This window comes from Allobosea sp. CRIB-10 (assembly GCF_900112185.1).
Lineage (GTDB): Bacteria > Pseudomonadota > Alphaproteobacteria > Rhizobiales > Beijerinckiaceae > Allobosea.
On record NZ_FOKP01000017.1, the window covers coordinates 39,704 to 53,083 of the forward strand.

Consider the following 13,380-nt stretch of genomic DNA (forward strand, 5'->3'; position numbering starts at 1 on the left):
CTCTCATAGCACGCAGACATGCATTGCGTTCAAGCCGCGAGTGAACTCGTCGGCGCAGCGGCTTTCACCGCATCGTCGACATGCGGCTCGAACTTCGCGAAGTTCTCGGCGAACATGCCGATCAGCTTCTTCGCGGTGTCGGCGAAGGCGGCCTTATCCTGCCAGGTCTTCACCGGGTAGAGGATGTGCGGCTCGACGCCGGGCACCGACGTGGGAACGGCGAAGCCGAAATAGGGGTCGCGGCGGAAATCGGCGCGGTTGAGCGAGCCGTCCAGCGCCGCCGTCAGCAGGCGCCGGGTGACGCGGATCGGCATGCGCCGGCCGGTGCCGTAGCCGCCGCCGGTCCAGCCGGTGTTCACCAGCCAGCAATCGACATGGTGCTTGGCGATGAAGTCGCGCAGCAGATTGGCGTATTCCGACGGGTGGCGCGGCAGGAAGGGCGAGCCGAAGCAGGTCGAGAACTCCGGCTGCACGCCGACGAGCCCGCGCTCGGTGCCGGCGACCTTGGCGGTATAGCCGGAGAGGAAGTGGTACATCGCCTCGGCCGGGGTCAGCTTGGCGATCGGCGGCATCACGCCGAAGGCGTCGGCGGTCAGCATCACGATGTTCTTCGGCGTGCCGGCGCGGCCCGAGCGCGAGGCGTTCGGGATGAAGTCGAGCGGATAGGCCGAGCGGGTGTTCTCGGTCTTGCTCTCGTTGTCGAAATCGACCTCGCGCGAGATCGGATCCATCACGATGTTCTCGAGCACCGTGCCGAAGCGCTGCGAGGCCGCATAGATCTGCGGCTCGGCCTCGGCCGAGAGCCGGATCGTCTTGGCGTAGCAGCCGCCCTCGAAATTGAAGATGCCCTCCTTCGACCAGCCATGCTCGTCATCGCCGATCAGGGTGCGGTCGGGATCGGCCGAGAGCGTGGTCTTGCCGGTGCCGGAGAGGCCGAAGAAGATCGCCGGATCGTCCTTGGAGCCGACATTGGCCGAGCAATGCATCGGCACCACGCCCTTGGCCGGCAGCGTGTAGTTCAGATAGGTGAAGACCGATTTCTTCATCTCGCCGGCATAGGCGGAGCCGCCGATCAGCACGATCTTGCGCGAGAAATCGATCGCGATCACCGTCTCGCTGCGGCAGCCATGGCGCTTCGGATCGGCCCGGAAGCTCGGCAGGTCGACGATCGTCAGCTCGGGCACGTAACCCGCGATCTCGCCGGCCTCGGGCCGGATCAAGAGGTTGCGGATGAACAACGAGTGCCAGGCCATCTCGGTGAAGACCCGGGCCTTGACGCGGTGGGCCGGGTCGGCGCCGCCATAGAGGTCCTGTGCGAACAGCTCCTTGCCTTCGGCATGCTTGATGAAGTCGCCGAGCAGCGTCTCGAACTGTTCCGAGGAGATCGCGCCGTTGTTCTCCCACCAGACCGTCTTCTCGGTCTGCGCATCCTTGACGACGAACTTGTCCTTGGGCGAGCGGCCGGTGTGGGTGCCGGTGTCGGCGCAGAGCGCGCCGCCGCGGGCGAGCTGGGATTCGCCGCGCCGCAGGGACTCTTCATAAAGGCGTGCCGCCTCGAAGTTCCAGTAGACGGCCTTGAGCCCCCGGAAGCCGAAGCTGTCGGCGCCACTGTTCGGGTTGACGTGACCGATGGTCTCCACTGGCAATTCCTCCTGCCGAGAAGCCGCCGCCTGACAATGCCGGCGCCGTGATTGAGAGCGGGGTGGACCCCACTATGGGCCCGATGGGCCGGTACAGTGGAGGGCTCTTTAGGCGGATGATGACGCCGGCTCAAGTCATCAGGATCAACTGCGCCCGGGTCGCTGCGATCTAAATCGTTTAAAATTTCAGCTGTGGTGAATCGCCGCGCTCAGGCCGCCTCGCGCGCCTTTCCGGCGAGGGTGACGAGGGTCTTGCGGAGCGCATCTGGCGTGGTTACCGGCTCGTCGAAGGGCAGGCGCAGCGCCTTATCGCCGAGCATCAGGTCGGCGCCGTCGGGATCGACGCCGGAGAGGCGCCAGCTGCCCTCCTCGCCGCCGAGCAGCCTGGTGGCGTAGAGCCCGATCGCCTCGGCATGGTCCTCGTTCATATGGTCGACCGCGCCTTCCTCCGCCTCGACCAGCGCTTCGGCCTGCGAGCAGTCGCTGAGGACATCCGCGGCTTCGAGTTCATAGGCCCGGCCGAAACCGCCGTTCAGGCTGGCGCGCTGGAGCCTGAGCGCGAAGAAGGAGAAATCGGGAAAATCGACGTAAAGCGAGGCCTTTGGCTGGCGCGCCAGGAAACGACGGCGCACGCGCCGGCCGAAACCTGAGTCGCGCTCGACCTTTTCGGCGCTGGCCAGCAGCGTGATCCTGGCATGGGCGAGCGGGTCGCCCTTGCCACCGGGCGCGATCAGCAGCGAGCAGCGCGGATCGGCGATCAGGTTGCCCGTGTGGCCGGAGAGCGAGGACACCAGGATCAGCGGCGTGCCGTCGACATCGGTGGCGAGGCTGGTCAGGCTGGCGAAGGGGTGTCCCTCCGGCGTCAATGTCGCCAGGGAGGCCGAGCGCGCGCTGCGCAGCAGGCCGCGCGCCAATCCGCGTGCGCTGGCATCTGTCGGCCTGATCGGGTCGGTCGCCATGGCACTTTTCGCTATCTTGCGGGTTTTCTGGGGCGAGACGTAGCGAAACCGCCTTGGCTTGGCTAGATTGCAGCCATGCTTTGGCCGTTCTCGCGCGAGAGTGGACCCTGTTGATTGCAACGCCAAGAGACAAAGAGCCGGAACAGCTTATGCCAACCATTGCGCTGGTCGACGACGACCGCAACATCCTGACCTCGGTTTCGATCGCGTTGGAGGCCGAGGGCTATCGCATCCAGACCTACACGGACGGCGCCTCGGCCCTGGACGGGTTGAAGCAGAATCCGCCCGACCTCGCCATCTTCGACATCAAGATGCCGCGCATGGACGGGATGGAGCTGCTGCGCCGCCTGCGCCAGAAGTCCGACCTGCCGGTGATCTTCCTGACCTCGAAGGACGAGGAGATCGACGAGCTCTTCGGCCTGAAGATGGGCGCCGACGACTTCATTCGGAAGCCGTTCTCGCAGCGCCTGCTGGTCGAGCGCGTCAAAGCGATCCTGCGCCGGGCCGGCGCGCGCGACGTCACCACCGCCGTCCGCACCGAGGACGCCAAGGCGCTGGAGCGCGGCCTGCTGCGCATGGATCCGGAGCGGCACACCTGCACCTGGAAGGGCGAGCCGGTGACGCTGACGGTCACCGAATTTCTGATCCTGCAGTCGCTGGCGCAGCGTCCGGGCGTGGTCAAGAGCCGCAATGCGCTGATGGACGCAGCCTATGACGACGAGGTCTATGTCGACGACCGCACCATCGACAGCCACATCAAGCGCCTGCGCAAGAAGTTCAACCAGGTCGATGTCGAGTTCGACATGATCGAGACGCTCTACGGCGTCGGCTACCGCTTCAAGGAAGCCTGAGAAGCATCCCGGCGCGCGCTGTGACGACGTTTGCGCGCACGCCGGGACAGGGTAAGAGCCGCTCATGGCGACGATCGAACAGGAACGGGCTCGCACCGGCGGGCCGCGGACGGGGCTGACGCTGCGCCGTCGCGCTGCCCTGCTTGGCCGTCGCCTGCTGCGCGCCATCTCCGGGCGGGCGGCCTCGAGCCTGACCCGGCGCATCGTCGTCCTCAACCTCGCCGGCCTCGTCGCGCTCCTCGTCGGCTTCCTCTATCTCAACCAGTTCCGCGAGGGCCTGATCGAGGCGCGGGTGCAGAGCCTTTTGACGCAGGGCGAGATCATCGCCGGCGCCATCGCCGCCTCCGCCACGGTCGAGACCGACACGATCGCGATCGACCCCGACAAGCTGCTGCAGATGCAGGCCGGCGAGAGCGGCGCCATCGCCGAGGACCCGCTCGACTTCTCGATCAATCCGGAGAAGGTCGCCCCGCTGCTTCGCCGGCTGGTGACGCCGACCAAGACGCGTGCCCGCATCTACGACAGGGACGGGATGCTGACGCTGGATTCGCGCAATCTCTATTCGCGCGGCGACATCCTGCGGCTCGACCTGCCGCGCATCGGCGAGAGCGACGAGCCGCCGCTGCTCGAGCGAACCTGGAACATGTTCCGCAACCGGCTCGGGCGGGCCGATCTGCCGGCCTATGACGATTTCGCCAATGCCAACGGCAAATCCTACACCGAGGTCGCCCGTGCGCTGGCGGGCTCGCCGGCGAGCGTGGTCCGGGTCAACACCCGTGGCGAGACGATCGTCTCGGTGGCGGTGCCGGTCCAGCGCTTCCGGGCCGTGCGCGGCGCGCTGCTGCTCTCGACGCAAGGGGGAGACATCGACGCCGTCATCGCCTCCGAACGCTACGCCATCTTCCAGGTCTTCGCGGTCGCCGCCGGCGTGATGATCATCCTGTCGGTACTGCTCGCCGGCACGATCGCCGAGCCGATCCGCAAGCTCGCCGATGCTGCCCAGCGCGTCCGCCGCGGCGTCAAGGCGCGCGAGGAGATCCCGGATTTTTCCAGCCGTCACGACGAGATCGGCCATCTCTCCGGCTCGTTCCGCGAGATGACGCAGGCGCTCTACAACCGCATGGAGGCGATCGAGCGCTTCGCCGCCGATGTCGCCCATGAATTGAAGAACCCGTTGACCTCGCTGCGCAGCGCGGTCGAGACCTTGCCGCTGGCCAAGAGCGAGGAGTCGCGCGGGCGCCTGCTTGCCGTCATCCGCCACGACGTGAAGCGGCTCGACCGGCTGATCACCGACATCTCCGACGCCTCGCGCCTCGATGCCGAACTTGCCCGCGACGACGCCGTCGCGCTGGATGTCGCCCAACTCGTCGAGGCCGTGGTCTCGGTTCAGAACCAGATCCGCCGCGAGGGCCAGCCGGTCGTCGAGCTCACTGTCGACCGGCGTGGCGGCCAGCGCCCGGGTGCCGATCCCTTCCGCGTGCTGGGCCACGATTCCCGCCTCGGCCAGGTTTTCGTCAACCTGATCGAGAACGCCCGCTCCTTCTCGCCGGCCGACAAGCCGGTCAGGGTCAAGCTCTCGCGGGTCGCAGGCGACGTGCTGATAACCATCGAGGATGACGGCCCGGGCATCCCGCCGCATGCATTGGAGCGGATCTTCGAGCGCTTCTACACCGACCGGCCCGAGAGCGGTTTCGGCCAGAATTCGGGCCTCGGTCTCTCGATCTCGCGCCAGATCGTCGAAGCCCATCGCGGCTCGATCAGGGCTGAGAACCGTTACGCCTCTGAGCAGTCGGAAGGCGAGGACATGCGGCTCGGCGCGCGTTTCGTCGTGCGCCTGCCCGCGGCCGAGCAGCCGGCATGACCGCTTCGCCTCCGCTTCGCCTGCATGCCAGCGCCGTCGTGATCGGCGAGGCCGGCATCCTGATCCGTGGCCCGTCGGGCGCCGGCAAGTCGAGCCTGGCGCTGGCGCTGATCGCGCTCGCGACGTCGCAAGGCCGCTTCGCCCGGCTGGTCGCCGACGACCGGACAGAGGTCACCGTTCGTGCCGGCCGCCTCCTCGCCGCGCCGGTGCCGCCGATCGAGGGGATGATCGAGCGCCGCGGCCTCGGCCTGACCCCCGAGCCGCATCTTTCGACCGCGGTGATCCGGCTGGTGATCGATTGCGGCACCGAGCCCGAGCGCATGCCGGAACCGGAAGCGCTGGTCGAGAGCATCGCCGGGATCACCCTGCCGCGGCTGGCGCTGCTACCAAGGGCGGGTGACGAGCGTCTCATCCTGGCAGCGCTCACGCTGTTCGTTGATGGCTATGCAGGAATAGAGCGTTAGCCATACGACCTGTTCCCATGTTTGGAGAACGTTGCGTATGCTAGCGTCGCCTCGACTGGGAGGCGGTTATGTCGGCACTTCGAGGCGTTGGGGGAGCATACAGGCTAATCATACTCTTGATACTGTTGTGCTTTGCGGCGCCTTTCTCGTGGTTCGCCGCCAGCTTTACCGGGCTTATCGCGGCATTGATAATCTCGCCCATGATCGTTTTGGCAGTCTTCATCGACGCCAAACTGCTTCTGTTCGTTCCGCTTCTTCTTGCGGCCCCAACCTCTCTACTGGTCCTGCCGGTTGTTGGCTTATGCGTGCCTCACGACGGGTGGCGTGGCTTGGCTCTCACCTTGTCGGGAGCGGCGAGTGGAGCCGTTACGATTGTTCTGATTGAGAGTTTCGTTGTCACGGTGCCTCCGACGAACGGGCACCCACTCCTTGTCATCGGGACCATTGCTGGAACGGTGGGCGGCATTGTTTTCGCCGCGGCCTTGGGCGACGCCGGTTAGGCTGTCGCGCTTTCGGCCTTCGCAGCGATCCGGATTCGACAAGTTCGAGACAAGCGCCTTGCCTATCCTTCGCACCTGCCGCATAAACCGCGACCTTGTCCGGGCGCCGTTGGGCGCTCTTCGGTGGGACTGAATGATCGGACTCGTGCTTGTCACGCATGGGCACCTGGCGACGGAATTCCGCGCCGCGCTCGAGCATGTCGTTGGCCCGCAAGCCAACCTGGCCACCATCGCCATCGCCCCCGATGACGATATGGAGGGGCGTCGGCGCGACATCATCGCGGCGGTGGAGCAGGTCGAGACCGGCAAGGGCGTCATCGTCCTGACCGACATGTTCGGCGGCACGCCCTCCAACCTCGCCATCTCGGTGATGGAGCCGGGCCGTATCGACGTCGTCGCCGGCATCAACCTGCCGATGCTGATCAAGCTCGCCAGCGTGCGCGAGGAGAAGACCCTCGACGAAGCCGTCAGCAGCGCGCAGGATGCGGGGCGGAAATACATCACGGTGGCCAGCCGCGTGCTCGCGGGCAAATGAGGTTCGGCGTGCAAGGCATGCGCGAAGACGAGATCCGCGACGACGACTGCGACTGCGCCGAGGTCGAGATTCCGGCCGGCGCCGTCTATGGCGAGTTCCAGATCGTCAACAAGAAGGGCCTGCACGCCCGCGCCACCGCGAAATTCGTGCAATGCGCCAGCCAGTTCGACGCCGACATCACCGTCTCCCGCTGTGGCGAGACCGTCGGCGCCACCTCGATCATGGGCATCCTGACGCTCGGCGCCGGCATCGGCTCGACCATCACCGTGGTCGCCAAGGGCGCCGACGCCAGGGATGCGCTGCAGGCGCTGGGCGCGCTCGTCGCCGACAGGTTCGGCGAGGGCGAATAGGCGTCGAGGTGGAGCGCGCTCTCGGCGCTGTCCGCTTCTGTCGACCTTATCGTCATGCTCGTTGCCCTGATCGGCTTTTTCCGAATGCTCATGACCGGGCGCCTCTCGATCCGTCGGATCCGGGCCAAGGGATGGTGGCCGCAGGAGGGCCCCGGGCTAGGGTGCGCCGCGCTCCTTTCGGCGGATATAAAGACATCTTTATATCTTTGATTGCCTTCTGGCGACGGCCCTGCTAGAGAGCGCGCCGTCATTCAAAGTTCGATCGATTGGAGCGTCCCCGTGTCGAAGCAGGATTACGTCGTCAAGGACATCAGCCTCGCGGATTACGGCCGCAAGGAAATCAACATGGCCCAGGACGAGATGCCGGGCCTGATGGCGATCCGTGCCGAGCACGCCGGCAAGGCTCCGCTCAAGGGCGCCCGCATCGCCGGCTGCCTGCACATGACCATCCAGACCGCCGTGCTGATCGAGACCCTCAAGGAGCTCGGCGCGGACGTGCGCTGGTCGTCCTGCAACATCTTCTCGACCCAGGACCATGCCGCCGCGGCGATCGCCGCCACCGGCACCCCGGTCTTCGCCATCAAGGGCGAGACCCTGGAGGAGTATTGGGAGTACGTGCTGCGCACCGCGACCTGGGGCGATGGCGGCACGCCGAACATGATCCTCGACGATGGCGGCGACCTGACCATGCTGATCATCCTCGGCGCCGAGGCCGAGGCCGGCAACGCCGCCTTCCTCGACAAGCCGGGCAATGAGGAAGAGACGATCTTCTTCGCGCTGATCAAGCGCGAGCTGAAGGCCAATCCGGGCTGGTTCACCAAGACCCGCGCCGCGATCAAGGGCGTCTCCGAGGAGACCACCACCGGCGTGCACCGCCTCTACGAGCTCGCCAAGGCGGGCCGCCTGCCGTTCCCGGCGATCAACGTCAACGACAGCGTCACCAAGTCGAAATTCGACAACCTCTATGGCTGCCGCGAGTCGCTGGTCGACGCCATCCGCCGCGGCACCGACGTGATGATGTCGGGCAAGGTCGCGGTCGTCGCCGGCTATGGCGACGTCGGCAAGGGCTCGGCCGCCTCGCTGCGCCAGGCCGGCTGCCGCGTCCTCGTCACCGAGATCGACCCGATCTGCGCCCTGCAGGCGGCGATGGAGGGCTATGAGGTCGTCACCATGGAAGACGCCGCTCCGCGCGCCGACATCTTCTGCACCGCGACCGGCAATCTCGACGTCATCACCGTCGACCACATGCGCGCGATGAAGCACCGCGCCATCGTCTGCAACATCGGCCACTTCGACTCGGAGATTCAGGTCGCCGGCCTGAAGAACTTCAAGTGGGACAACGTCAAGCCGCAGGTCGACGAGATCGAGTTCCCCGACGGCAAGCGCATCATCCTGCTCTCGGAAGGCCGCCTGGTGAATCTCGGCAACGCGACCGGCCACCCGTCCTTCGTGATGTCCTGCTCGTTCTCGAACCAGACGCTGGCCCAGATCGAGCTCTGGAACCATCACGCCAAGTACGAGAACAAGGTCTACACCCTGCCCAAGCACCTCGACGAGAAGGTCGCGGCGCTCCATCTCGCCAAGGTCGGCGCCAAGCTGACCAAGCTCAACGACGCCCAGGCGAAGTATATCGGCGTCTCGCAGGCCGGCCCGTTCAAGCCGGAGCTCTATCGCTACTGACGCCATCGCCCGGCCGCCTCCGACCGGGCGATGCGAAATTGCGCCATCGGAAACCTCGTTCCCGGTCCCGGCGCCCCTCTTTCAGAAGCCCGGCCTCGTGCCGGGCTTTTTCGCATTCAGGGCCAATCATCGCCCTTCACACTACTAATAGATGTGTTGCTTCGGTCGGCATCAACTTGTTGATGCCGCTCCATTGGTTTCGCATATGGTCGCCGCCATTCGGCCTTTACCGTCGATTAAGCACTTCCTGCCGGAGTCGTGCGGTGATTACAGTGGCACTGATTCGGGCGGCCGGCAGGCTTCACGCATGGCGTCCGGTTTCGTGCAGCGGTGGCTTTGCGGGTTGCGGGCGTGGGTCCTTCAGGGGAGCCATGGCCGATTGTCGCGTTGGCGACACCCCGCTGATTGCGGCCGGAAGATTGGCCTGGGACAGGACGGACGCGAGAATGAGACGGGCAAGGCAGGTCGGGCGGGAGACGAACGGAGTGGTCCGCTTCCTCCTGCCCGGGCTTGCCGGCGCAGCGCCGGCTCCCGCTCTCGCCCAGGCCGAGGCGCTGCTGCCCCTGCGGCCCGATTGGCTCAGTGCCGGCGGTCTCTCGCTGATCTTCGTCGGGCTCGTCGTCTTCGCCACCACCACCTCGATCCTCTATGTCCGCGAGCGCTCGCGCTGGACCCGCCGGGAAGGCGAGCTCGCCGCCGGCCTGGAAGCCGCGCGTGGCCATCAGGAGCGGCTCGGCGCCCTGCTCGCGAGCGATCGTCAGGTCGTGCTGAGCTGGGACGGGCCGAAAGCGAGCCCCGCGGTCGAGGGTGACAGCGGCTTCCTCGGTATCGGCGGCTCCGCCCCGGCGCTGGCTTACGGGACCTGGGCGCCGCCGGCCGAGGCCAAGCGCCTCGAGCTCGCGACCGAGGCGCTCAAGGAGCGCGGTGAGGCCTTCGCCTTCACCTTCAAGGCCAAGGCTGGGCGCTTCGTCGACGCCGAGGGCCGGCCCGTCGCCGGCCGCGCCGTGATCCGCCTGCGCGAGGTCGGCGGCGAGCGGGCCCGGGCCCTGGCGCTGGAGGACGAGCTCGGCAAGCTCGCCAGCGACCATGCCGCGCTCACGACCTTGCTCGCGGGCGTGCCGCAGCCGGTCTGGATGCGCGGCACCGATGGCCGCCTGAGCTGGGTCAACGCCGCCTATGCCCGTGCCGTCGAGGCCGCCGACAGCCAGCAGGCGGTCACGGCCGGGCTCGAGCTGTTCGATCGCAGCGAGCGCGAAGCCGCCGCCAAGGCCCGCAAGGACGGCCGCGTCTTCCAGCTGCGCGCGCCCGTCGTCATGGCCGGCCAGCGCCGCATCGTCGATGTCATGGAGACGCCGACGCCCTCCGGCTATGCCGGCATCGCCACCGATATGAGCGAGCTGGAGGCGGTTCGCGCCGACCTTCAGCGCCAGATGGACGCGCATGTGCGCACGCTCGACCGGTTGAAGACCGGCGTCGCCGTCTTCGACGCCTCGCAGCGCCTGGTCTATCGCAATAGTGGCTATGAGGCGCTTTGGTCGCTCGATCCGGGCTTCCTCGATTCGAGCCCCGGCGATGGCGAGATCCTCGACCGCCTGCGCACCGAGCGCCGCCTGCCCGAGCTCGGCGACTACCGCACCTGGAAGGCCCAGGTCCACGCCGCCTATACCGCGACGCGCGCCAGCGAGGACTGGTGGTACCTGCCCGACGGGCGCACCGTCCATGTCGTCGCCAGCCCGAACCCGCAGGGCGGCGTCACCTATCTCTTCGACGACGAGACCGAGCGCTTCACCCTGGAATCGCGCTTCAACGCGCTCTCGCGCACCCAGCGCGAGACGCTCGATTCATTGCGCGAGGGCGTCGCCGTGTTCGGCTCGGACGGGCGCCTCAAGCTCTCCAACCCCGCTTTCGCCCAGCTCTGGAAGCTCTCGCCCGAGCGCGCCGCGGCCGCGCCGCATATCGACGAGGTCGTGACCCTGAGCCGCCCGCTCTTCCCGGACGACGCGGTCTGGACCGAGATCCGCAGCGCCGTCGCCGGCGTGCGCGATGCCCGCGAGGACTATCGCTGCCATATGGAGCGCCGCGACGGCACGGTGCTCGACTGCACCGCTGCTCCCTTGCCGGACGGGGCGACGCTGATCACCTTCGCCGACGTCACCGCCGGCGTGAATGTCGAGCGGGCGCTGACCGAGCGCAACGAGGCGCTGGAGCGTGTCTCGCGGCTGCGCGAGGAATTCGTCCACCACGTCTCCTACGAACTGCGCTCGCCGCTGACCAACATCATCGGCTTCGCGCAATTGCTCGGGGAGGAGACGGTCGGCGCGCTCAACGAGAAGCAGCGCGACTATACCGGTCACATCGTCCGCTCCTCCGGCGCACTGCTCGCCATCATCAACGACATCCTCGACCTCGCCTCGATCGACAACGGCGCGCTCGCCCTCGATCTCGAGGAGGTCGACGTTGCCAAGAGCATCGCCCAGGCCGCGACCGGGCTGCAGGACCGCCTGGCCGACAGCAAGCTCAAGCTGCAGGTCGACATCGCCCCGCAGACCGGGCCGCTGCGTGCCGATCCCAAGCGCCTGCGCCAGATCCTGTTCAACCTGCTCTCCAACGCCATCGGCTTCTCGCAGCCCGGCCAGACCATCCGCGTCAGCGCCGGCCGGGTCGGCGGCGAGATCCGCATCACCGTCGCCGATGAGGGCCGCGGCATCCCGGACGAGGTCAAGGAGAAGGTGTTCGACCGTTTCGAGAGCCACTCGCTGGGCTCGCGCCATCGCGGCGTCGGGCTCGGCCTGTCGATGGTCCGCTCGATCGTCGAACTGCATGGCGGCCGCGTCGAGCTCGATTCGGCGCTGGGCAAGGGCACGCGCGTCACCGCCGTCTTCCCGCCCGAGGGCATGCGCATCTCGGACGCCGCCGAATGAGCGACGAAGCCGCCCGGACGGGCACGCATACCGTCGTCCTGCCGGACGAGGCCGCGACGGTGCGGCTGGCGCAGGACATCGCCGATATCCTCAAGACCGGCGACATCGTCGCCCTCTCCGGCCATCTCGGCGCCGGCAAGTCGCTGCTGGCGCGGGCCATGTTGCGTCGGCTCGCCGGCGATCCGACGCTGGAGGCGCCGAGCCCGACCTTCACGCTGGTGCAGAGCTATGACAGCCCGCGCGGGCTCCTGCTCCATGCCGATCTCTACCGCGTCCGCAGCCCCGACGAGCTCGACGATATCGGCCTGATCGAGGACCTCGATCTCGCGATGACCATCGTCGAGTGGCCGGACCGGGCCGGCGGGCGCCTCCCGGCGGGCCGGCGGCTCGACATCGTGCTGGAGGTCGATCCCGATAATCCCGAAACGGGCCGGATCGCGACGCTCTCCGGCGGCGTGCTCTGGCGCCAGCGGCTTTCGCTCGCCATCGGCGCCCGCCGCCTGATCGACGAGGCCGGCTGGAGCGAGGCCAAGCGCGAATTCATGCTCGGCGACGCCTCCAGCCGCGCCTATGAGCGCCTGATCAGGCCGTCGGGCGAGACCGCGATCCTGATGATCTCGCCGCCGCGCCCGGACGGGCCTGCGATCCGCCAGGGCAAGCCCTACAGCGCCATCGCCCATCTCGCCGAGACCGTCGACGCCTTCGTCGCCATGGACAAGGCTCTGCGCTCGCTTGGCCTCTCGGCCCCGGACATCCTGGCGCAGGATCTCGTCACAGGCCTGTTGATCATCGAGGACCTCGGCGCCGAGCCGGTCGTCGGCGCCGACGGGCCGATCCCCGAGCGCTACGAGGCGGCCGCCCGCCTGCTCGCCGAACTGCACCGGCATGCCCTGCCGACGATCCTGCCGGTGGCGGAAGGGCGCGACCATGTCCTGCCCGACTATGATCGCGAGGCGCTCGCCATCGAGACCGAGCTGGTGCTCGACTGGTATGCTCCGCACATCGCCGGCGTCACCTTGCCGGCGGTCACCCGGGCCGAGTTCAGCCGCATCTGGGAGAAGCTCTTCGACGAGCTCTTCGAGACGCCGGCGACCTGGACCTTGCGCGACTATCATTCGCCCAACCTGCTCTGGCTGGCCGATCGCGTCGGCCATGCAAGGCTCGGCCTGATCGATTTCCAGGATTCGGTGCTCGGCCACCCCGCCTATGACCTGGTCTCGCTCGGCCAGGACGCCCGCGTCGATGTGCCGGCGGCGCTGGAATTGCGCCTGCTCGCCGCCTATGCCGGGGCGCGGCGCGGCACCGATCCGGGCTTCGACGTGCCGGGCTTCGCCCGCGCCTATGCGATCCTCGGCGCCCAGCGCAACACCAAGATCGCCGGCATCTTCGCGAGGCTCGACCGGCGCGACGGCAAGCCAGGCTATCTCAAGCATCTGCCGCGGATCGAGGCCTATCTGCGCCGCAACCTCGAGCAGCCGGCATTGGCCGAGCTGAAGGCCTGGTACGAGACCTATCTGCCCAAGCTTTATGCCGGGCAGGAGAAGCCGGAAGCAAAGGTCGAGGCCGATCCCACCCCCACGGAACAGGACCGGCCCGAGCTCAAGCAGGATGAGGTCTGA

General features: G+C 67.4%; 10 protein-coding genes. 8 read left to right on the forward strand and 2 right to left on the reverse strand.

Annotated features, from left to right (window positions below; translation table 11 throughout):
• Positions 1–29: 29 nt before the first annotated feature.
• Together BMZ69_RS19925 and BMZ69_RS19930 are read right to left on the reverse strand one after the other, a co-directional pair.
• On the reverse strand, positions 30–1,640 hold the full coding sequence (locus BMZ69_RS19925) for a phosphoenolpyruvate carboxykinase (RefSeq protein WP_092159853.1): 1,611 nt from the start codon (positions 1,638–1,640) through the stop codon (positions 30–32).
• Positions 1,641–1,849: 209 nt separating this feature from the next.
• Positions 1,850–2,599: a HugZ family pyridoxamine 5'-phosphate oxidase gene (locus tag BMZ69_RS19930; RefSeq protein ID WP_092159855.1), complete on the reverse strand. Its 750-nt coding sequence runs from the start codon at positions 2,597–2,599 to the stop codon at positions 1,850–1,852.
• Positions 2,600–2,748: 149 nt separating this feature from the next.
• Here BMZ69_RS19930 and BMZ69_RS19935 point away from each other — a divergent pair, with 149 nt between their 5' ends.
• The 8 genes from BMZ69_RS19935 (at position 2,749) to tsaE (ending at position 13,380) form a co-directional block, all read left to right on the forward strand.
• Entirely contained in the window at positions 2,749–3,450 is a 702-nt protein-coding gene (locus BMZ69_RS19935) for a response regulator transcription factor (RefSeq protein WP_092159861.1), read from the forward strand.
• 64 nt (positions 3,451–3,514) lie between these two features.
• Complete coding sequence (locus BMZ69_RS19940; RefSeq protein WP_092159879.1) at positions 3,515–5,311, forward strand: sensor histidine kinase; 1,797 nt, start codon at positions 3,515–3,517, stop codon at positions 5,309–5,311.
• Entirely contained in the window at positions 5,308–5,775 is a 468-nt protein-coding gene (locus tag BMZ69_RS19945; RefSeq protein ID WP_092159881.1) for an HPr kinase/phosphorylase, read from the forward strand. Before BMZ69_RS19940 ends, BMZ69_RS19945 begins: the two co-directional genes overlap by 4 nt.
• Before the next feature lie 633 nt (positions 5,776–6,408).
• Positions 6,409–6,810, forward strand: coding sequence for a PTS sugar transporter subunit IIA (locus BMZ69_RS19955; protein ID WP_057189350.1), 402 nt, complete (start codon positions 6,409–6,411; stop codon positions 6,808–6,810).
• Positions 6,811–6,827: 17 nt separating this feature from the next.
• Complete coding sequence (locus BMZ69_RS19960) at positions 6,828–7,160, forward strand: HPr family phosphocarrier protein (protein WP_092160049.1); 333 nt, start codon at positions 6,828–6,830, stop codon at positions 7,158–7,160.
• A gap of 261 nt (positions 7,161–7,421) precedes the next feature.
• Positions 7,422–8,840: an adenosylhomocysteinase gene (gene ahcY, locus BMZ69_RS19965; protein ID WP_092160051.1), complete on the forward strand. Its 1,419-nt coding sequence runs from the start codon at positions 7,422–7,424 to the stop codon at positions 8,838–8,840.
• A 485-nt stretch (positions 8,841–9,325) separates the two neighbouring features.
• Entirely contained in the window at positions 9,326–11,761 is a 2,436-nt protein-coding gene (locus BMZ69_RS19970) for a sensor histidine kinase (RefSeq protein ID WP_244543447.1), read from the forward strand.
• Entirely contained in the window at positions 11,758–13,380 is a 1,623-nt protein-coding gene (gene tsaE / locus BMZ69_RS19975) for a tRNA (adenosine(37)-N6)-threonylcarbamoyltransferase complex ATPase subunit type 1 TsaE (protein WP_092159887.1), read from the forward strand. The genes BMZ69_RS19970 and tsaE overlap by 4 nt, the downstream gene beginning before the upstream one ends.

Coding starts and splice junctions, on each gene's coding strand:
- BMZ69_RS19930 (WP_092159855.1), bottom strand. CDS start 2,599: ATGGCGACCGACCCGATCAGGCCGACAGATGCCAGCGCACGCGGATTG.
- BMZ69_RS19935 (WP_092159861.1), top strand. CDS start 2,749: ATGCCAACCATTGCGCTGGTCGACGACGACCGCAACATCCTGACCTCG.
- BMZ69_RS19940 (WP_092159879.1), top strand. CDS start 3,515: ATGGCGACGATCGAACAGGAACGGGCTCGCACCGGCGGGCCGCGGACG.
- BMZ69_RS19945 (WP_092159881.1), top strand. CDS start 5,308: ATGACCGCTTCGCCTCCGCTTCGCCTGCATGCCAGCGCCGTCGTGATC.
- BMZ69_RS19955 (WP_057189350.1), top strand. CDS start 6,409: ATGATCGGACTCGTGCTTGTCACGCATGGGCACCTGGCGACGGAATTC.
- BMZ69_RS19960 (WP_092160049.1), top strand. CDS start 6,828: ATGCGCGAAGACGAGATCCGCGACGACGACTGCGACTGCGCCGAGGTC.
- tsaE (WP_092159887.1), top strand. CDS start 11,758: ATGAGCGACGAAGCCGCCCGGACGGGCACGCATACCGTCGTCCTGCCG.